This window comes from Streptomyces sp. NPDC086023 (genome assembly GCF_044540325.1).
In the GTDB taxonomy this organism is placed as follows: Bacteria; Actinomycetota; Actinomycetes; order Streptomycetales; family Streptomycetaceae; genus Streptomyces.
The window spans coordinates 1-17,016 of sequence record NZ_JBITRX010000001.1; the positions used below are offsets into that span (position 1 = coordinate 1).

At 72.5% G+C, this 17,016-nt stretch carries 19 protein-coding genes and 1 rRNA gene; 9 read left to right on the top strand and 11 right to left on the bottom strand.

The genetic code is table 11. From position 1 onward, the window contains the following. Window positions 1–136 precede the first annotated feature (136 nt). Together rrf and ACIF6F_RS00010 are read left to right on the top strand one after the other, a co-directional pair. Window positions 137–253: ribosomal RNA gene (rrf, locus tag ACIF6F_RS00005) — 5S ribosomal RNA — on the top strand. 79 nt (window positions 254–332) lie between these two features. Next, on the top strand, window positions 333–902 hold the full coding sequence (locus ACIF6F_RS00010) for a GNAT family N-acetyltransferase (RefSeq protein WP_399938905.1): 570 nt from the start codon (window positions 333–335) through the stop codon (window positions 900–902). Here the strand turns inward: ACIF6F_RS00010 and ACIF6F_RS00015 are convergent. The 6 genes from ACIF6F_RS00015 to ACIF6F_RS00040 all read right to left on the bottom strand — a co-directional run bounded on the left by ACIF6F_RS00015 (window position 889) and on the right by ACIF6F_RS00040 (window position 8,160). Continuing rightward, on the bottom strand, window positions 889–2,475 hold the full coding sequence (locus tag ACIF6F_RS00015; RefSeq protein WP_399938908.1) for a type VI secretion protein: 1,587 nt from the start codon (window positions 2,473–2,475) through the stop codon (window positions 889–891). The two genes, ACIF6F_RS00010 and ACIF6F_RS00015, sit on opposite strands and share 14 nt — an antisense overlap. A gap of 1 nt (window position 2,476) precedes the next feature. Continuing rightward, a complete protein-coding gene (locus ACIF6F_RS00020; RefSeq protein WP_399938911.1) occupies window positions 2,477–3,898 on the bottom strand; it encodes an ATP-binding protein in 1,422 nt (473 codons plus the stop codon). Window positions 3,899–3,916: 18 nt separating this feature from the next. Continuing rightward, complete coding sequence (locus tag ACIF6F_RS00025) at window positions 3,917–5,479, bottom strand: SCO6880 family protein (protein ID WP_399938914.1); 1,563 nt, start codon at window positions 5,477–5,479, stop codon at window positions 3,917–3,919. Continuing rightward, a complete protein-coding gene (locus ACIF6F_RS00030; RefSeq protein WP_399938916.1) occupies window positions 5,476–6,843 on the bottom strand; it encodes a hypothetical protein in 1,368 nt (455 codons plus the stop codon). Before ACIF6F_RS00030 ends, ACIF6F_RS00025 begins: the two co-directional genes overlap by 4 nt. Further along, window positions 6,833–7,669: a hypothetical protein gene (locus ACIF6F_RS00035; protein WP_399938918.1), complete on the bottom strand. Its 837-nt coding sequence runs from the start codon at window positions 7,667–7,669 to the stop codon at window positions 6,833–6,835. The genes ACIF6F_RS00030 and ACIF6F_RS00035 overlap by 11 nt, the downstream gene beginning before the upstream one ends. A gap of 182 nt (window positions 7,670–7,851) precedes the next feature. Beyond that, window positions 7,852–8,160, bottom strand: a complete 309-nt coding sequence (locus ACIF6F_RS00040) for a hypothetical protein (protein ID WP_399938919.1) — start codon at window positions 8,158–8,160, stop codon at window positions 7,852–7,854. Between the two features lie 916 nt (window positions 8,161–9,076). Between ACIF6F_RS00040 and ACIF6F_RS00045 the strand changes: the two genes are divergently transcribed. Then, the gene (locus ACIF6F_RS00045; protein ID WP_399938921.1) at window positions 9,077–9,367 is read left to right on the top strand and encodes a hypothetical protein; all 291 of its coding nucleotides are present in this window, start codon (window positions 9,077–9,079) and stop codon (window positions 9,365–9,367) included. A 112-nt stretch (window positions 9,368–9,479) separates the two neighbouring features. Here the strand turns inward: ACIF6F_RS00045 and ACIF6F_RS00050 are convergent, their stop codons facing one another. Both ACIF6F_RS00050 and ACIF6F_RS00055 read right to left on the bottom strand, forming a co-directional pair. Further along, window positions 9,480–10,298, bottom strand: a complete 819-nt coding sequence (locus ACIF6F_RS00050; protein ID WP_399938923.1) for a pentapeptide repeat-containing protein — start codon at window positions 10,296–10,298, stop codon at window positions 9,480–9,482. Between the two features lie 41 nt (window positions 10,299–10,339). Beyond that, window positions 10,340–10,870, bottom strand: a complete 531-nt coding sequence (locus ACIF6F_RS00055) for a GNAT family N-acetyltransferase (RefSeq protein WP_399938926.1) — start codon at window positions 10,868–10,870, stop codon at window positions 10,340–10,342. 60 nt (window positions 10,871–10,930) lie between these two features. Here ACIF6F_RS00055 and ACIF6F_RS00060 point away from each other — a divergent pair, with 60 nt between their 5' ends. From ACIF6F_RS00060 to ACIF6F_RS00075, 4 genes are all read left to right on the top strand, one after another. Continuing rightward, window positions 10,931–11,539: a LysE family transporter gene (locus ACIF6F_RS00060; RefSeq protein WP_399938930.1), complete on the top strand. Its 609-nt coding sequence runs from the start codon at window positions 10,931–10,933 to the stop codon at window positions 11,537–11,539. 73 nt (window positions 11,540–11,612) lie between these two features. Then, window positions 11,613–12,401, top strand: a complete 789-nt coding sequence (locus ACIF6F_RS00065; protein WP_399938932.1) for a thioesterase family protein — start codon at window positions 11,613–11,615, stop codon at window positions 12,399–12,401. 173 nt (window positions 12,402–12,574) lie between these two features. Further along, entirely contained in the window at window positions 12,575–13,582 is a 1,008-nt protein-coding gene (locus ACIF6F_RS00070; protein WP_399938934.1) for an NlpC/P60 family protein, read from the top strand. Between the two features lie 200 nt (window positions 13,583–13,782). Then, the gene (locus tag ACIF6F_RS00075; protein WP_399938937.1) at window positions 13,783–14,487 is read left to right on the top strand and encodes a phosphatase PAP2 family protein; all 705 of its coding nucleotides are present in this window, start codon (window positions 13,783–13,785) and stop codon (window positions 14,485–14,487) included. 110 nt (window positions 14,488–14,597) lie between these two features. Here the strand turns inward: ACIF6F_RS00075 and ACIF6F_RS00080 are convergent, their stop codons facing one another. Both ACIF6F_RS00080 and ACIF6F_RS00085 read right to left on the bottom strand, forming a co-directional pair. Beyond that, window positions 14,598–14,873, bottom strand: a complete 276-nt coding sequence (locus tag ACIF6F_RS00080) for a hypothetical protein (RefSeq protein ID WP_399938939.1) — start codon at window positions 14,871–14,873, stop codon at window positions 14,598–14,600. Between the two features lie 191 nt (window positions 14,874–15,064). Next, a complete protein-coding gene (locus ACIF6F_RS00085; protein ID WP_399938941.1) occupies window positions 15,065–15,331 on the bottom strand; it encodes a hypothetical protein in 267 nt (88 codons plus the stop codon). A gap of 131 nt (window positions 15,332–15,462) precedes the next feature. Here ACIF6F_RS00085 and ACIF6F_RS00090 point away from each other — a divergent pair, with 131 nt between their 5' ends. Both ACIF6F_RS00090 and ACIF6F_RS00095 read left to right on the top strand, forming a co-directional pair. Further along, window positions 15,463–16,281, top strand: coding sequence for a hypothetical protein (locus ACIF6F_RS00090; RefSeq protein WP_399938944.1), 819 nt, complete (start codon window positions 15,463–15,465; stop codon window positions 16,279–16,281). A gap of 123 nt (window positions 16,282–16,404) precedes the next feature. Next, entirely contained in the window at window positions 16,405–16,566 is a 162-nt protein-coding gene (locus ACIF6F_RS00095) for a hypothetical protein (RefSeq protein WP_399940582.1), read from the top strand. A gap of 49 nt (window positions 16,567–16,615) precedes the next feature. On the opposite strand, the gene ACIF6F_RS00100 is transcribed toward ACIF6F_RS00095, so the two are convergent. Beyond that, on the bottom strand, window positions 16,616–16,987 hold the full coding sequence (locus ACIF6F_RS00100; RefSeq protein ID WP_399938947.1) for a metal-sensitive transcriptional regulator: 372 nt from the start codon (window positions 16,985–16,987) through the stop codon (window positions 16,616–16,618). Window positions 16,988–17,016 lie beyond the last annotated feature (29 nt).

The following is a 17,016-nucleotide window of genomic DNA, read 5'->3' on the forward strand; positions in this document are numbered from 1 at the left end:
CAGATGTGGAAGCCCGGTAACGGGTGGAGCTGACTGGTACTAATAGGCCGAGGGCTTGTCCTCAGTTGCTCGCGTCCACTGTGTTAGTTCTGAAGTAACGACCGTGATTCTGCCCGGTTGGTCAACTTCATAGTGTTTCGGTGGTCATAGCGTTAGGGAAACGCCCGGTTACATTCCGAACCCGGAAGCTAAGCCTTTCAGCGCCGATGGTACTGCAGGGGGGACCCTGTGGGAGAGTAGGACGCCGCCGAACAATCATTGTGGGAAAGCCCCGCACCTGATTCGAAAGAATCGTGGTGCGGGGCTTCTCTGCGTTTGCGTAGGATCCATCCATGATCCAGAAGGAAGCCCAGCAGCACGTCATACGTCCCGTCCGCGCCGACGAGTGGGAGAAGGTCAAGGAGATCCGCCTGGCCTCCCTCGCCGACCCCGTCGCCCACATCGCGTTCCTCGACACCCACGAAGCCGCCTCCGCGCGGCCCGACAGCTTCTGGCAGGAGCGCACCGAGGGAGCCGCCTCGGGCAACGTGGTCCGCCAGTTCGTCGCCGAGGACGCCGCCGGCGTCTGGGGCGGGAGCGTCAGCGTGCTCGTGGAGCGGGCCGGCAGCGACAGCGTGCTGGAGGACCCCATCGAGCAGAACCAGGCCCACCTGGTCGGCGTCTACGTGCGGCCCGAGCACCGCGGCACCGGGCTGATCGAGGCCCTGTTCTCCGCGGCCGTCGAGTGGGCCTGGTCCCTCCGGGAGCCGGAGCTGGAGCGCGTACGCCTCTTCGTGCACGAGGAGAACGCCAGGGCGGCCGCCTTCTACCGGCGCTTCGGCTTCGCCGCCACCGGCAAGACCGTGCCCGTGCCCGGCACCACCGGGGCCCGTGAGGTCGAGTACGCGCTCAGCCGCGCGTGACGCTCGGCAGTTCGGGCAGCTCGGCGCCCGGCCAGCGGGCCCGCCCCTGCTCGCGGCTGCGCAGCAGCGCCAGCAGGGGCAGCGAGGGGTCTCCCACGCCGGGGGAGAGGAGTGCGGGCAGCTGCGGCACGGGTGCCACGGCCGCGACGTCGTCCAGCACCAGGGTCATTGGTGGGTCGAGCCGACCGTCGGATGACCGTGCGGCCATGCGGCGGCCGTGCTCGACCACGCTTGACGCGAGTGCGGTGAGCAGGGGCATCGCTCCGGGAGAGGTCCGGGGATCCTCGATGGGCTCACCCACCACGTAGAGCGTGCCCCCTTCGGCGGGGAAAGATGCCAGTGCCAGCGAGTCGGTTCGATTCGGGGTGCAGGCGTCCCTGATGTGCACGGACGACATGGAGGACAGGGCCCGTGCGGTGAGCTCGCGGGCGATCTCCCGGCGCTCCGGGTGCGCGGTGAGGGCGTTCTCCAGCTCGCCCGCCATGCCGGGGGCGGCCTTGGGGTGGGTGCGGAGGATGCGTACCGGCTCCTGCGTGCCGGCGCCCAGGGCCCAGCGGTGCAGCTGCTTGAAGGGCCGGTCTTCGAGGGCGGCGGCGTGCAGCCAGCTCCGCAGGAGCGTTTCCGCGGTGTCGGCCACGGCTGCGTCGATGCGGGCCTGGGGGCGCACGGGGGCCAGCAGGGCGACTGCCCGTGCGGCCGCGGTGTCCCGGTCGGCGCAGCCGGTGCCGGGGTGCCAGTGGAGCCGGGCCGGGGTGTCGCACTGGTGCGTGGGGTCGTACAGGAGGACGGGGCCGAGCTTGGCCCGGGCGTCCTTCGTCGCGGCCCAGAGGGCGGGCGAGGACGTCACCACGAGGGCGGCGCCCTCCGCCTCCGCGATGCGGCGGGCCGCGGCGCGGTACCGGTCCTCGGGGCCGGCGTAGCGGACCTGGGGTCCCTTGGCGTCGTCCTCCCCCCACGCGGGTCTGGTGGGGGCCGCCGCGGGTGCCTCCGCGGGGCGCGGGGCGGGTACGGGCTCGGGCTCGGGCTCGGGCGCGGGTTCCCGCGCGGCGGGTGCCGCCGGGGCTTCGGGTGCCGGGGCCGGGGTGCGTACCGGCGGTGCGGGTGCCTTGGCCTGCGCCGGGTGCCGGGGCTCGTAGGGCTCCGAGGGCGGGGGCTCGTACGCCTCGGGCGGCGACGTACGGGCCAGGGCGCGGCGGGCCTTGTGGCGGGCCAGCACGCCCATGGCGAAGATCACCAGCACGAACAGCACCAGCAGTTGGCTGATGAGGATGCCCCAGAAGAGGCCCCAGCCGGAGAGTGCGGCGGGCGGCGTGTCCGGCCAGGCGCCGGCCAGGTCGTGCGGCTGGGCCACCAGCTGCCGCAGGGCGACGGGCGTACGGGAGAAGGTGACGGTGTCCGGCCAGGCGCCGCGTGCGAAGAGCGCGGCGAGGCCGGTCGCCGTCCAGACCAGGACGGTCAGTCCGAGCAGGAAGGCCAGGAGGCCCACCAGCAGGGCGTCGGGGACGCCCCGGGACTGTTCCTGCCCTCCGTGCGTCCCCCCGCCGGCGTGCCCCCGTGATGCGTCCCGCGGCATCTCACGCCACCGTGGATTCCGCGGAATCGCCGTGCAGGCCCTGCTCGATCAGCATGGCGCGTTCCTCCGCCTCCAGTTCGGCCGCCAGCAGGTCGGCGGGGAGCGTGTGCCCGGCGGAGGCCGAGGACTCGGTCATGGCCCGGTCGGTGTAGACGAGGGGGCGTTCGGCCTCGGTGATCAGGTGTTTGACGACCTGTACGTTGCCGTTGACGTCCCACACCGCGATGCCCGGGGTGAGGGTGGGGATGATCTCGACCGCCCATCGGGGCAGGCCGAGGACACGTCCGGTGGCCCGTGCCTCGTCCGCCTTCTGGGCGTAGATGGTCCGTGTGGAGGCCATCTTGAGGATGGCCGCCGCCTCGCGGGCGGCGGCGCCGTCCACGACGTCGGACAGGTGGTGGACGACGGCGACGAAGGACAGGCCGAGGCGGCGCCCGAACTTCAGCAGCCGCTGGAACAGCTGCGCGACGAAGGGCGAGTTGATGATGTGCCAGGCCTCTTCGACCAGGAAGATGCGTTTCTTCCGGTCTGGGCGGATCCAGGTGTGTTCCAGCCAGACGCCGACGATCGCCATGAGGATGGGCATGGCGATGGAGTTGCGGTCGATGTGGGACAGGTCGAAGACGATCAGGGGCGCGTCGAGGTCGATCCCGACCGTGGTCGGTCCGTCGAACATGCCGCGCAGGTCGCCGTCGACGAGGCGGTCCAGCACCAGGGCCACGTCCAGGCCCCAGGCGCGTACGTCGTCTATGTCGACGTTCATCGCCTCCGCCGATTCCGGCTCGGGATGGCGGAGCTGCTCGACGATGTCGGTGAGGACCGGCTGGCGGTCGAGGATCGTCTCGTTGACGTAGGCGTGCGCGACCTTGAGGGCGAAGCCGGCCCGCTCGTCGAGGCCGTGCCCCATCGCGACCTCGATGATGGTGCGCAGCAGCGCGAGCTGCCCGGTGGTGGTGATGGCCGGGTCGAGCGGGTTGAGCCGGATCCCGCCGTCGGCGGCGGCGACCGGGTCGAGGCGGATGGGGGTTATCCCCAGCTGCTGGGCGATGAGGTTCCACTCGCCGACGCCGTCCTCGCCCTGGGCGTCGAGGACCACGACCTGGCGGTCGCGGAAGCGCAGCTGGCGCAGGACGTACGTCTTCTCCAGCGCGGACTTGCCGTTGCCGGACTCGCCGAGGACGAGCCAGTGGGGTGCCGGGAGCTGCTGGCCGTACAGCTGGAAGGGGTCGTAGATGTAGCCCTTGCCGCTGTACACCTCGCGGCCGATGATCACGCCGGAGTCGCCGAGGCCGGGGGCCGCGGTGGGGAGGTACACGGCCTGGGCCTGGCCGGTGGAGGTGCGGACGGGCAGCCGGGTGGTCTCGACCTTCCCGAAGAGGAAGCTGGTGAAGGCGTCCGTCAACGCGGACAGCGGATCTCGCATGGCGGGTCTGCCCTCCAGCTAGCGTCGGATGCCGGTGGCGAACGGCAGGGTGTTGACGAAGGCGCGGTGGTGCTCGCGGTCGCACCATTCGAGCTTCAGGTACGACTTGCCCGCCGAGGCCCTTATGGTCCGCTTGTCGCGGGCGAGGGCTTCCGGTGAACGCGACGACACGGTGATGTACCCGACGAGGTTGACCCCCGCCGCACCGCTCGCGAGATCTTCACCCCTCTGGTCGAGCCGTCCGTGGGCGGCGATGTCCCGGGGGTCGACGGTGCGGTTCATCTTGGCGGCGCGGGAGGCCTCGGCCTCGTCGTTGGTCTTCTCCGTGAGCATCCGCTCGATGGCGATCTCGGTGGGTTCGAGGTCCATGGTGACGGCGACGGTGCGGATGACGTCGGGGGTGTGGACCAGCAGCGGGGCGAGGAAGTTGACGCCGACGGGGGTCATCGGCCACTCCTTCACCCAGGCGGTGGCGTGGCACCAGGGGGCGCGGGTCTGGGACTCGCGGGTCTTGGCCTGGAGGTAGGTGGGCTCGACGGCGTCCAGTTCGGCCGGCCAGGCGTTGCGCTTGGTCATGGCCTGGATGTGGTCGATGGGGTGGTCCGGGTCGTACATGGAGTGCACGAGGGAGGCGAGGCGGCCCTGGCCGAGGGGCTGGCGGACGCGGATGTCCGCCTCGGCGAGGCGGGCGCAGATGTCGGTCAGCTCGCGGGCCATGACGACGGCGAGGCCGGCGTCCTTGTCGAGCCGGCGGCCCTTCTGGGGGGCGGCGGCACGGGCCATGGCGTGGGCCTCGGCGGCCAGCTCACGGGTGTAGTGCATGCAGGCCACGAGGTAGGCGCGGTGCTGCTCGCTGGAGGTGGAGACCATGGACTGGAGCTGGTCGTACGAGTCCTTGAGCCAGCCGGGGGCCTGCTGGTCGCCGCGCTGGGCGACGTCCTTGGCGTGTGCGTCGGGGTCCGCCGGCAGGGTGCGCGCGAGCATCTGGAGGCGGGTGACGAAGCCGTCGCCGTTGGCCACGTGCTTGAGGAGGGTGCCGAAGCGGTCGACGAGGGCCTCCTGGTCCTCGCTGTCGCGCAGGCCGACGCCGGGGCCCTCGATCTCGATGGCGGCGGTGACGGTGCGGCGGTCCGCGTGGAGCAGTACGGCGATCTCGTCCGGCCCGAAGGGTGCGGCGAGCCAGCTGATGCGGCCGATGCCCGGAGGCGGCCCGACCTCGACCTCGCGGCCGTCGGCGGCGCGGGTGCCGGCCTCCATGGCGCCGGAGCGGTAGGTGGTGCCCCGGCGCAGGGTCCGCTTGTAACTGCGGTTGATCTCGAACCACTTGTAGAAGGTGCGGTGCTTGTACGGGACGTACACAGCCATCAGCGCCAGCATGGGGAAGCCGGCCAGGCTGATGATCCGCAGCATCAGGTGGGGGACGAGCAGTCCGCTCATCATCCCGAGGAACGCGCCGAAGATGATCAGCGCGATCTCGCCGGTCTCGCGGTTCTTGCCGATGACCGCGTTCGGCCGGGCCCGGCCGATGAGGTACGTACGGCGGGGTGCGACCGGGTGGATCTGATGGGACTGGGTCGTCAACGCCCGTCACCTCCTGTGCCTGTGGACCTGCTGGTGTGCGGCGTGCTCACTCCGGAGCCGCGGGGCGGGGGTGCGGCGGAGGGGACAGTTCCGCCGCCGACCCCGGTCCCGCCGGAGGAGCCCCGGCTGCTGTGGGCCGCCACTCCGCCCGCGAGCGGGTTGGCGGGCCTGGACTCGCCGCCGCCGGCGCGGTGGGCGCCGCGGCTGCTGTGGGTCTTGATGCCCTGCGAGACGAGCGAGGCCGGGGAGCTGATGACGGCGGCCGCCTGGGCGCCGTCGGTGGCCTGCTTGCGGTTCGTACGGGCGGAGGCGATCTCGTCACCGAAGCCGGGTACGAAACGGTAGATCATCGCGGACGCGAAGATCGCCAGGAGGATGATGGCGAGTCCTGAGACGACGGCGGAGAACGCGTCCGGCCCGTCGTCGCCGGCGAGGGCCCCGGCGAGGCCGAGGACGATGACGATCACGGGCTTCACGAGGATCACCGCGATCATGATTCCGGCCCAGCGCCTGACGTGCCCCCACATGTTGCGGTCGACGAGTCCGGCGTACACCGCGGTTCCCAGGAGGGCGCCGACGTAGAGCAGGGCGGCCCTGATGACCAGTTCGAGCCAGAGCACGCCGGCGGCGAGCACGGTGACGAGCGCGACGACGATCAGCATGATCGGTCCGCCGCCGATGTCCTCGCCCTTCTTGAGCGCTTCGGCGAAGGAGCCGAAGAACACGTCGGTCTGGCTGCCGGTGCCGGTGGCGATGACCTCGGTGACGCCGTCGGTGGCGGAGACGACGGTGTAGAGGATCAGGGGGGTGAAGGCGGAGGCGAGGACGGTCAGCCAGAGGAAGCCGATGGCCTCGGAGAGGGCGGTGGTCAGGGGGACGCCGCGGATGGCGCGCTTGGCGACGGCGAGCAGCCAGAGGACGAGCGTCAGCACCGTGGAGGCGGCGAAGACGACGGCGTACTGGCGGAGGAAGGCGGCGTTGGTGAAGTCGACGTTGGCCGTGCCCTTGACCGCTTCGCTGAGCTTCCCGACGATCCAGGCGCCGGCGTCGGCGCAGCCTTTCGCGAGGGAGGAGAGGGGGTCGAGGGACGAGCCGGGGTCGCCGGGGGAGCGGTAGTTCGGCGGGTTGGCGGACCCGTCGGGCGCCTGGCCGCGGCAGGCGTTCAGGGCGCCGCCGCCGAGCAGCGCGCAGGGATCGCTGCTGCCCGAGGGTGCCGGCGAGGCGGTGCCGCTGGTGGGCGTCGGCGTCGGGGCGGGCGCGGCCGTGGCGCGGGTCGCGAAGAGCACGAGCGCGGTCTGTACGGCCGCGACTGCGGCGCTGGCGGTGACGGCGTGGCGCAGGGGCCGCCGGGGGCTACCGGGCATAGGTGAACCCTCCGAATTCGTTGACCGCCCCGGCGATGTCGTCGGAGCTGGAGACGGGGTTGTCACCGGTGACCGGTGTGGGGCCGGTCCGCTGGGTGGTGCCGAGGACCTTCCAGTCCGAGCCGTTCCAGGTGAGCTTGACCGTGAGGGTGTACCAGGAGCTGGTGACGGGCTTGGTCGACTTCTCGCCGGTGAGCCCGAACAGCCCGTGGCACCAGACGTCGACTTCGGCGGCGGCGTCCGTGTAGCTCAGCACCTTCGTGCCGACGGGCGAGGTGCGGCTGACGAAGGTGGTGTCGGGGGGCGCGGTTCCGTTGTCGGTGAGGCCGATCTTCTTGAACAGCTCCGCCGAGTACGCGCTGTCGTAGGCAGCCTGAAGTCGCGTCAGGGAGACTTCGTTGCCGACGGCGGCCACGATCTGCCGGCGGCGCCGCGCGTCGTACATGGCGTCGGAGTTCAGCACGACGGCGAAGTTGGCGGCGGCCGACGCCGCCCCCTGCTCCGTGTGCCCGAAGCCCGCCGGCACGCCGTTGTGCCGGCCCGCGACGGGGCGGGTGCCCGTGGGGGCGGTGGCGCCGGTGGTGGGGGACTTGGCGTCGCCGCTGCCCGCCTCCTCCTTGCCGCCGCCCTGGTTCGCGAACGCGATCGCGGCGATGAGCAGCACCACGACGCCGACGACCGTCACCAGTCCGCGGGAGGCGCGGGCGGGGCGGCGGGCACCGCTGTACGGGTCCCCGCCGGGGGCGTCCGGGAGGCGGGTGCGGGTCTGGCCCGTACCGCCGACCCGTTCGCCGTCGTCGTAGCCGTACCCCTCGTCGTGGCTCATGCCGCGCCCGCCCCCTCAGCAGTGTCGTGGTACGACGGTAGCTGTGCCGGTTCCCGCATGGGCGCGGAGTGGTGAGTCGTCATCAGGAAACGCAACCTCAGCCGGTGGGCGGTGGACGTGCAGAGGGGTCGGGGACGGGGGCGGCGGGGGCCGGCGTGCGGTCGGGTGGCGTCCTGCGGGGGCTAGACGGCCATCCCGTACACGATGGTGAAGAGGGTGCCGAGCGATCCGATGATGAACACCCCGGTCAGCCCGGCGACGATGAGTCCCTTGCCCTGTTCCGCGCTGAAGGTGTCGCGCAGGGCGGTCGCGCCGATCCGCTGTTTGGCCGCGCCCCAGATGGCGATGGCGAGGCAGAGGAGGATTGCGACGGCCATGACCACCTCGATCATGACCTTCGCTTCGTTGCCGAGGCTCCCGAACGGGCCCCAGTTCGGGGCGATTCCGCCGATGATGGTGGTGATGTCGCCCTTTTCGGCTGCCAGGATCATGTAACTCACCGCCCCTGTTGGGTAGTTCCGTCAGCCCGTGCCCTCCGGCAGGGGTCACGCACTATCTTCCCTGATGAAACCGCCGCCGTATGTCGACTTGGCGGCTATCTTTGCCCGATCTCTCGGTACGCCGGTCCGCTGACGTCCGCTTCGGGCGCTCTGACCTCGCGCGGAGCCGCTCCGGGCGGGGGCCCGGACCGTTTGTATGCGAAAGCCCGTATGGTCACTCTGTGTATCACGGGGGGTGACGCCGGGCAATGACCGGCGACCGGGCCAAGGGTGTCGCCCGTGTGGGGGAGCCGTTCGGGCTCACGCGTGTCCACGGGGTGGTGCTTTCCGTTGTACGGGGGTTTGTGCCGGTTCGGTGGTCCCGTTCGGCGTAGGCGGCGGGAGGCCCGTACGGCCAAAGCGCTGACATATGTGCGACATTCCGGCTTTCGTTCCATCGCCGGGCCGTGTTCCGGGGGATGCTCCACCTGCTTCCGGCCGGAGCGTCCGAGGTTCGGTACGACGAAGGAGCAGACGTATGGGTCCTGATTCCAGGACTAGACGCAAGGCTGCGCTCGTCGGTGGTCTCGTACTGCCGATCGCGCTGGGCCTGGCGGGCCTCAGCAGTCCGGTGTTCGCCGACAACAGCGCCGGCACGGCCGCCCAGGTGACGAAGGCGGGCGGCGGGGGCGGGGACGACTGCCCGAAGCCGCCGCGGCCGCGATCGGCCGGGGAGGCGCCCGGACTGGTCGGTCAGGCGCTGCCGACCGGCAGCAAGGGGTGCCCCGGCCCGCCCGGACCTCCTGGTCCGCCCGGGCCTTCGGGCCCGCCCGGACCGTCTGGGCCGCCTGGGCCTTCCGGGTCACCGGGGCCGTCCGGGCCCCCCGGGCCTGCCGCGCCGTGTGTCTCGGTCGACAACGTGCTGGACATGAACTCCCAGGAGTTCGTCGCCGCGCTCAACGAGCAGGGCAACACCTACCTCGGCCACCGCGCCCGTGGCATGGGCGGCTTCGGCAACCTCACGTGGCTGAACCTGTCCAACAACCAGGACTACCCCCGAAACGTCTGCGACGTCTCGGCGGGCCTTCAGGGCAACGACCTCTACGTGTACGCGATCACGACCGGCGGGGTCGTGTGGCGCACGCACTGCACCATCAACGGGCCGGTACCGGTCACGTGCATCGAGGCCTGGGATGACGTCCAGGCCCCGCTCCCGTAGCACCCCCACCGCACGGCGCCGCCGACCGGAGCACGAGCCGGTCGGCGGCGCGGTGGCGTTCGTACGCGGCGGGCCCGGGACCATCGGGCGGGGATCCCGGCGGCTCCCGTGCCTAGGTCCAGTGCGCCGGCCGGGTCAGGGCCGGCGGGATGCGGGTGGCGGCGTTGCCGCGGGCGGCGTTGAGCTGTGCCTGGGTGAGGAAGATGCAGCCGGTGAGGTCCGCGCCGGCGAGGTCGGTGTCCCGCAGGTCGGCGCCGATCAGGTCCGCACCGCGCAGGTCCGCCTTCTTCAGGTCGGCGGCGATCAGGTACGCGCCGCGGAGGTTGGCGCCGCGCAGGTCGGCCCCGGCCAGCCGGGCGCCCATGAGGTCGGCGCCGCGGTGGTTCTTCTTCTTGCGGCCCGGCGCCCCGGCGCGTACGAGTTCGCTGGTCTCCAGCAGCAGGACGTTGACCTCCTGGCGCAGCGCACCCACGTCCAGGGCGGCCAGCGTCGCGGCGTCGGCGCGGGTCAGGGCCTCGACCTTCTCCCGCGCGCCGCGCAGCCCGTCGTACGCGGGGCGGGCGGCGGGGAGGGTGAGGGCCTCGGTCACGTACCAGAGCAGCTCGTGAAGCTGCCGCATGACCGGGAAGACCTCGAACATCTCGCGCGAGGTGCCGGGGTGGGCGCGCCAGTCCCGGCCGCCGAAGGTGATCTGGGAGACCTTCTGGCCGGCGCCGAAGCAGTCGAAGACGGTGCAGCCGCGCCAGCCCTCGTCGCGGAGCCGGGTGTGGATGCCGCACCGGAAGTCGTCCCGCAGGTTGGTGCAGGGCGTGCCCGCCGGCTTGTTCCGGGCGAAGTCCGCGGAGGCGGCGAAGGGCAGGGCCACGCAGCAGAGCCCGAAGCAGCTGGCGCAGTCCGCCTGGAGGTGGGCGGGGGCGGTCGGGTGGGGCACGGTGGGCTCCTGGGTGCGGTGCGGGACCCCTCATTGTCCCCTCATCTCCATCCGGCGGGCCCGGGTGCCGTCGGGCCCGGAGCGGTGAGCCGCATCTCCAGTGCGGTCCAGGGGGTGCCGTCGACCTCCACGCAGTCGGCCAGCACCCGGTGGGTGCGGAAGCCGAGGCTCTCGTAGAGGTGGTGGGCGCGGGTGTTGTGCGTGTAGACGCCGAGGGTGAGGGACGGGACGTGCAGCTCCTCGAAGGCGTACCGGACGAGCTCGGTCAGCATGGCCCGGGCCAGCCCCCGGCCGCGTGCCTCCGGAGCGATCATCACCCGGCCGAGCCGGGTCTCGCCGCCCCCGGGCGGTACGCCGAGGGAGAAGTGCCCCACCGTCGCGCCGGTCGCGGTCTCCGCGGCGGCGAACTTCCGCAGCCGGGCGTCGGCGGCGTACGCGGCGAGCTGGGCGTCGTCCAGCGGCCAGTCGAAGGTGGTGCCGGCCCAGGTCACGAGCCCCGCCCGCGAGCCGCCGACCCAGTCCCTGAGTGCCGCGCCGTCCCGCGCCAGGTCGAAGTCCCGGAGTGTGATCACAACTCCCAGTATCCGGATCTCCGTTGATCGGCACAGGGGCCTCGGGGAAGGATCGGGAGCATGACAGAACTGATCGCCGTGGCCGTCATCACCGTGCTCGCCGTCATCAGCCCGGGCGCCGACTTCGCGATGGTGGTCCGCAACAGCTACCTGTACGGGCGGCCCACCGGCCTCTTCGCGGCCGCCGGCGTCGGCGCCGGCGTGCTCGTGCACGTCGCGTACACGATGCTGGGCGTGGGCCTGCTGATCGCCTCCTCGACCGCCCTCTTCACGGCGATCAAGCTCGCGGGTGCGGCGTACCTCGTCTACATCGGCGTCCGCACCTTCCGCGCCCGCGCCGACCTCACCGTCGACCTGGCCGCCGGGCCCGGCCTGACGCCGCTCGGCGCGCTGCGCGGGGGCTTCCTGACCAACGTCCTGAACCCCAAGACCACCCTCTTCGTCGTCTCCACCTTCACGCAGGTCGTCGGCCCGGACACGGCGCTGTGGCAGCAGTCCGCGTACGGCCTCTTCATGTCGCTGGCACACGTGGCCTGGTTCTCCGCGGTGGCCCTCTTCTTCTCCACCCCGGCCCTCCGCAACCGCATGCTCCGCGCACAGAAGGCCCTGAACCGCGCCATCGGCTCGGTCCTGGTGGGCCTGGGCGCGACCCTGGCGGTCGCCCGCTGACGCCGGGGGCTTGTGCGGCCGCTGCTCGCTGTGGGGCCTGGCGGGCCAGGCTACTGATGGGTAGCCTGCCGGGATGGGTGAGGCGTTCTACGAGCGGGTCGGCCAGGGGCACTACGTGGCGAGCGAGTTCACGCGCGGGCCGTGGGATGCCGGGGCGCAGCATGCGGGGCCGCCGGCGGCGCTGCTGGGCCGGGCCGTCGAGGAGCGGCCCGGGGCGCGGGAGGACATGCGGCTGGCCCGGGTGACGTACGAGATCCTGCGGCCGGTGCCGATCGGCGCGCTGCGGGTGACCACCGAGGTGTTGCGGGCCGGGCGCGGTACGGAGGTCGTGCAGGCGGCGCTGGTGCCCGAGGGAGCGGACGCGCCGGTGATGCTGGCACGGGCACTGCGGATCAGGGCAGCGGCGGAGCCGGTGCCGGCCGTGGCGCCGGGGCCGCGGGTGGCGCCGCCGGGGGAGCTGGGGGAGACGCCGTTCTTCCCGGTGCCCTGGGACGTGGGGTACCACACCGCGATGGAGACGCGGTTCGCCGAGGGGGCGTTCACCGAGACCGGTCCGGGGACCTGCTGGATGCGGATGCGGGTGCCGCTGGTGGCCGGTGACGAGCCTCGGCCGCTGGACCGGGTGCTGGTCGCCGCCGATTCCGGCAACGGGGTGAGCAACGTGCTGGACTTCGGGAAGTTCGTGTTCGTCAATCCCGATCTGACGGTGCACCTGCACCGGCACCCCGTCGGCGAGTGGGTGTGCGTGGAGGCGCGTACGAGCGTCGACGCGGCCGGGATCGGGCTCGCCGACTCGGTGCTGCACGACGAGAAGGGGCCCATCGGGCGCGGCGTGCAGAGCCTGTTCGTCACGCCCAGGTAGCCGGGGGCTTCTCCGGTGTGCGCCCCGGGGCCGGTTCCGTGCGCCCCGCTGCGGGGGCGTGTGCACCCGGGGGTCGTGCGGGGGCGTCGCGTGGCCGGGCTTCCGGGTGGAATAGTCATAACGGCACACGCAAAAGCCCACTGAACCCGGTGGGTCTGGGGGAGGGTTGACGGGTGCGCAGATTCTGGGTCGCGGGCGGTATCGGCATCGGGCTGTGCCTGAGCTTCCTCGGGCTGCTCGTCATAGGGACGTACTCGGCTGCCGCCGGACTGGTCGGCAGCGGCGGCGGACGGGCCGTGGGGCTGGCCAAGGGTGCCGTCCCGGCGCGGTACCAGTCGCTCGTGCAGAAGTGGGGGAACCTCTGCGAGGCGCTCAACCCCGCCCTGCTGGCCGCTCAGCTCTACCAGGAGAGCGGCTGGAACCCGCAGGCCCGCAGCCCCGTAGGGGCCCTGGGCATCGGCCAGTTCATGCCCGGCACCTGGTCGGGCCACGGCATCGACGGCGACGGGGACGGCGACCGCGACGTCTGGGACCCGGCCGACGCGATCCCCTCGGCGGCCACGTACGACTGCGAACTCGCCCGGTACGTCAGGAAGGTGCCCGGCAACCCGACCGCCAACATGCTCGCCGCCTACAACGCGGGCGCGTACGCGGTCATCAAGTACGGCGGCGTGCCCCCGTACCGCGAGACGCAGAACTACGTGAAGGTCATCACCACCCTCCAGCAGAGCTTCGCCGCGCCCGTGGGCCGCGTCGCGCCCTCCCGGCAGGCCGCGACGGCCATCGACTTCGCGCAGCGCAAGCTCGGGACGCCGTACCTGTGGGGCGGCGAGGGCACGCCCGAGCACCGGGGGCGGTTCGACTGCTCCGGGCTCACGCAGGCCGCGTACCGGACCGTGGGGATCGAGCTGCCGCGCGTGGCGAACGACCAGTACAACGCCGGGCCGCACCCCTCGCGCGAGGAGCTGCTCCCGGGCGATCTGGTGTTCTTCTCCGACGATCTGACGGACTCGCGGGCGATCCGGCACGTCGGTCTGTACGTCGGCGGCGGCTATATGATCAACGCCCCCTTCACCGGGGCGGTGATCCGTTTCGACAAGATCGACACCCCGGACTACTTCGGTGCCACCCGTGTCACCGAGGACGGTGCGGAAGCCCTGCCGACCCGGCCCCGGGTCTAGCGACACTCCGTTAAGCGAAGGCCCTGAGCTGCGACGATGAGTCACCTTTCGATAACGTTGGGGTGATCATTCGGTGGAGAGTGGAACGTACGCGCCAGAACGGGCGTTCCATGGTCATCAGGGGCTGAACGCGGGGGCGAAGGGGCGCACGACGGCGTGCGCCCGCAGGGGACGACGCAAGGGCAAGGGGCCGTAGCACGATGGCTGATCTCGCGGCCGGTGGGCCGAACCCCGATGTGAGCCTGCTGTACCGCGTCAACGGGATCGCGCAGGACGCCCCCGACTGGTTCGACCGCGCTGTGGGCCTGGTCGGCGAGTACGGCCTGGTCCTGGCGCTCGTCCTGCTCGTCCTGTGTTGCTGGCGAGGTGCCCGGCGCCGCGGCGACACCGAGTCCGTCGAGACCTTCGCCGCCCTGGTCTGGGCGCCGTTGGCCGCCGGCATCGCCCTGCTCGTCAACGTCCCGCTGCGGGGGTTCGTCGGCCGGCCCCGCCCCTTCGAACAGCACGAGGGGCTGGAGGTGCTGGCCGCCGGCAAGACGGACTTCTCCTTCGTCAGCGACCATGCGACGCTCGCGATGGCCCTGGGTGTAGGCCTGTTCGTCGCGAACCGCCGGATCGGGCTCGTCGGCATCGGCCTCGCGCTCGTCGAGGGCCTCACCCGCGTCTACATGGGCGTGCACTACCCCACCGACGTCGTCGGCGGGTTCGCGCTGGGCACCGCCGCCGTGCTGCTGCTCGCCCCGCTCGCCATGGCGCTGCTCACGCCGGTGGTACGCGCCGTCGCGCGCTCCCCGCGTACCGGGTGGATCGTCCGCTCGCGCCGGGCGTGCGCGCCCCGGCCCGTCGAACTGGCCAAGGCCCAGGGCGCCGAGGAGTTCACGCAGGAGAGCGACCTCGCCGCCTGAGCGGTGTCACCCCGTCAGCAGGCGGAGTACGGCCAGGAATCCCGCGGCCAGCAGGCACAGCGCCGCCGCACCGAAGCAGGCCCGCACCGCCGTCCGCGACCGGCCCCCGTTCAGGGCTCGCGCTCCTCGCCGCGCTCCGGCCCCTCGTCGCGCCGGTGGCGCGAGCGCAGCCAGAGGCCGGTGGCCGTCGCCGCCGCGCCCGTGGTGCCCAGGGCCAGGGCGACGTCCGCCGGGCCGTCCGCCGTACCGACGGGCTTGTGGTCGGGGTCCCCGTCCGACGCGCCGCCCGAGGCGCCCCGCGCCGTGCCCGCCGCCTGGGCGAGGCCGGGGGCCAGTGCGAAGCCGAGCACGATCGCGTACGCGACGACGGTGAAGCTGGGACGCATGGGTCGCATGTGACTCCGCCCTGTGGAGGTGGTCCCCCCTCCTCCGACCAGGGCAACCGCCCGGCGCCGGGTACGCCAGCCGGCGCACTCCTTACGGGTGACCGGGCGCCCGGCAGGTGTCGTACGGTCCCCCGCGCGGGACGGTCCCCGCCCGGGACGCCCCCGCGCGAGAGGGGGCCGCGCCGCGGGCCCTACAGCGGGCGCCCCACGTGGGCCGCCGCGTCCTTCCGGGCCAGATCCCGCGAGCGGCGTGCCGGTCCCCGCCAGCCGCAGCTGCACCGGGCGGTGCAGAACGAACCGCGCTCGGAGGTCTCGGTGACGTGCCCGGGGCCGGAGTTGCCGGTGGACTGGCCCCCGTCCTCCCCGGCGGTGCGCGGCGCCGGGACCTCCGCGTCGTACGCGGCACCGGCAGGGGCGGTAAGCGGAAGGGACGGCCGGGCTTCGGAGTGCGTGTCCACGCCACAAAGGTACCCGCCGCCGACGGGGCACCGGCGGGTTCCCGACCGTGACGGTGAACCCCGGACGTCGTTATGCGGAGCGGGTGGGGGCCTCGGGCAAGCAGCGGTGACGCGTTGGGGGTTGGCAGGCGATGGTGGTGCACGAGCACAGGCGCAGGGGCGGGGCGGTGGCCGCCGCCGCGGTCGTGTCGGGGGTGATGGCGGGACTGCTCTCCGGGTGCGGCACGGAGGGACCCGGACCGGCGCCCGACGGCGCCGAGGCGGTGCGGGGCGCTGCCGACGTGCTCGCGCGGTCCGGCAGCGCCCGCGCGCGGACGGCCATGGAGATGGCCACCGGCGGGACGCGGGTGACGATCCGCGGTGAGGGCGGGGTCGACTTCCGCAACCGGATGGGGCAGCTGCTGGTCATGCTGCCGGCCGACGCGGCGGGGAAGTCGGAGCACCGGCCGATCACCGAACTGCTCACACCGGGCGCGCTGTACATGAAGAACCGCGGCGCGGGCGTGCCGGCCGACAAGTGGGTACGGGTGGACACGACCGCCCTCTCCGACGGCAACCTGGTCACGGGCGGCGCCACCGACCCGGTGGCCGCGGCCGAGCTGCTGCGCGGGGCGCGCGACGTGACGTACGTGGGTGAGACCGAGCTGGCCGGCACCAAGGTGCGGCACTACCGCGGGACCACGGACATCGGCCGGGCGGCGCGCAGCGCGTCGCCGCACGCGCGCGGGGCGCTGGAGGCGGCGGCGAAAGGGTTCAGCACGGACCTGGTGCCGTTCGACGCGTACCTCGACGAGGAGGGGCGGCTGCGGAAGGTCCGGCACCGGTTCAGCTACGTGAACAATGGCGTGATCGATGTCTCCTCGACCACGCTCCTCTACGGGTTCGGGACACCGGTGACGGTGCAATTGCCGGCAAGCCGGGACATTTTCGCGGGGAAGATCGCGGAGTAGGCGGCGGGGCGACGCGGGCCGGCCGCCGGGGGGTATCCGGAAATGGTCCATCCGTGTCATGCGCGGCGCGTGGCGGCCTCCCTACGCTGAGAAGCCGACGGCGGCAGAGAGAGGGTGATGCGCGTGACACCGGCAGGCGGTGCGACTGTCCAGGACTACGTGGCCCTCGCCGAGATCGAGCTGTGCGGCGAGCTGATCATCGCCGCCTCGGCCGCCCACGAGGACAGGCTGAGCCAGGACCGCATCGACGAGGTGCTGCTGGCGGGGTCCGGGCCGACGGCCTGAGGCCGGGCCCGGGACCGCGTCCGGCGGGATGGTGTCCGGAGGGATGGCGTCAGGTGCGCAGCAGGCGGGCGATGGCCTTCGTGGCCTCCTCCACCTTGGCGTCGATCTCGTCCCCGCCCTTGACCGCGGCGTCCGCGACGCAGTGCCGCAGGTGCTCCTCCAGCAGCTGGAGGGCGAAGGACTGCAGGGCCTTCGTGCTGGCCGAAACCTGCGTGAGTATGTCGATGCAGTAGACGTCCTCGTCCACCAGCCGCTGGAGCCCCCGGATCTGGCCCTCGATGCGCCGGAGCCGCTTGAGGTGCTCGGCCTTCTGGTGGTGGTAGCCGTGGACCCCGTGTGCGTGATCGGCGGCCTGGCCCGCCGTCTGGTCAGCCGCGTGACCGGCCGCCTCGGTGGTGCCCGCCGCCTCGGTGGTCGTCATCGTGTCTCCCGGTGTCCGGTAAGGGGGCT

What these genes read in the sequence shown, in the direction of transcription:
- ACIF6F_RS00010 (WP_399938905.1), top strand. Translation starts at nt 333, where the DNA reads ATGATCCAGAAGGAAGCCCAGCAGCACGTCATACGTCCCGTCCGCGCC.
- ACIF6F_RS00015 (WP_399938908.1), bottom strand. Translation starts at nt 2,475, where the DNA reads ATGCCGCGGGACGCATCACGGGGGCACGCCGGCGGGGGGACGCACGGA.
- ACIF6F_RS00020 (WP_399938911.1), bottom strand. Translation starts at nt 3,898, where the DNA reads ATGCGAGATCCGCTGTCCGCGTTGACGGACGCCTTCACCAGCTTCCTC.
- ACIF6F_RS00030 (WP_399938916.1), bottom strand. Translation starts at nt 6,843, where the DNA reads ATGCCCGGTAGCCCCCGGCGGCCCCTGCGCCACGCCGTCACCGCCAGC.
- ACIF6F_RS00035 (WP_399938918.1), bottom strand. Translation starts at nt 7,669, where the DNA reads ATGAGCCACGACGAGGGGTACGGCTACGACGACGGCGAACGGGTCGGC.
- ACIF6F_RS00040 (WP_399938919.1), bottom strand. Translation starts at nt 8,160, where the DNA reads ATGATCCTGGCAGCCGAAAAGGGCGACATCACCACCATCATCGGCGGA.
- ACIF6F_RS00045 (WP_399938921.1), top strand. Translation starts at nt 9,077, where the DNA reads ATGAACTCCCAGGAGTTCGTCGCCGCGCTCAACGAGCAGGGCAACACC.
- ACIF6F_RS00060 (WP_399938930.1), top strand. Translation starts at nt 10,931, where the DNA reads ATGACAGAACTGATCGCCGTGGCCGTCATCACCGTGCTCGCCGTCATC.
- ACIF6F_RS00065 (WP_399938932.1), top strand. Translation starts at nt 11,613, where the DNA reads ATGGGTGAGGCGTTCTACGAGCGGGTCGGCCAGGGGCACTACGTGGCG.
- ACIF6F_RS00075 (WP_399938937.1), top strand. Translation starts at nt 13,783, where the DNA reads ATGGCTGATCTCGCGGCCGGTGGGCCGAACCCCGATGTGAGCCTGCTG.
- ACIF6F_RS00080 (WP_399938939.1), bottom strand. Translation starts at nt 14,873, where the DNA reads ATGCGTCCCAGCTTCACCGTCGTCGCGTACGCGATCGTGCTCGGCTTC.
- ACIF6F_RS00090 (WP_399938944.1), top strand. Translation starts at nt 15,463, where the DNA reads ATGGTGGTGCACGAGCACAGGCGCAGGGGCGGGGCGGTGGCCGCCGCC.
- ACIF6F_RS00100 (WP_399938947.1), bottom strand. Translation starts at nt 16,987, where the DNA reads ATGACGACCACCGAGGCGGCGGGCACCACCGAGGCGGCCGGTCACGCG.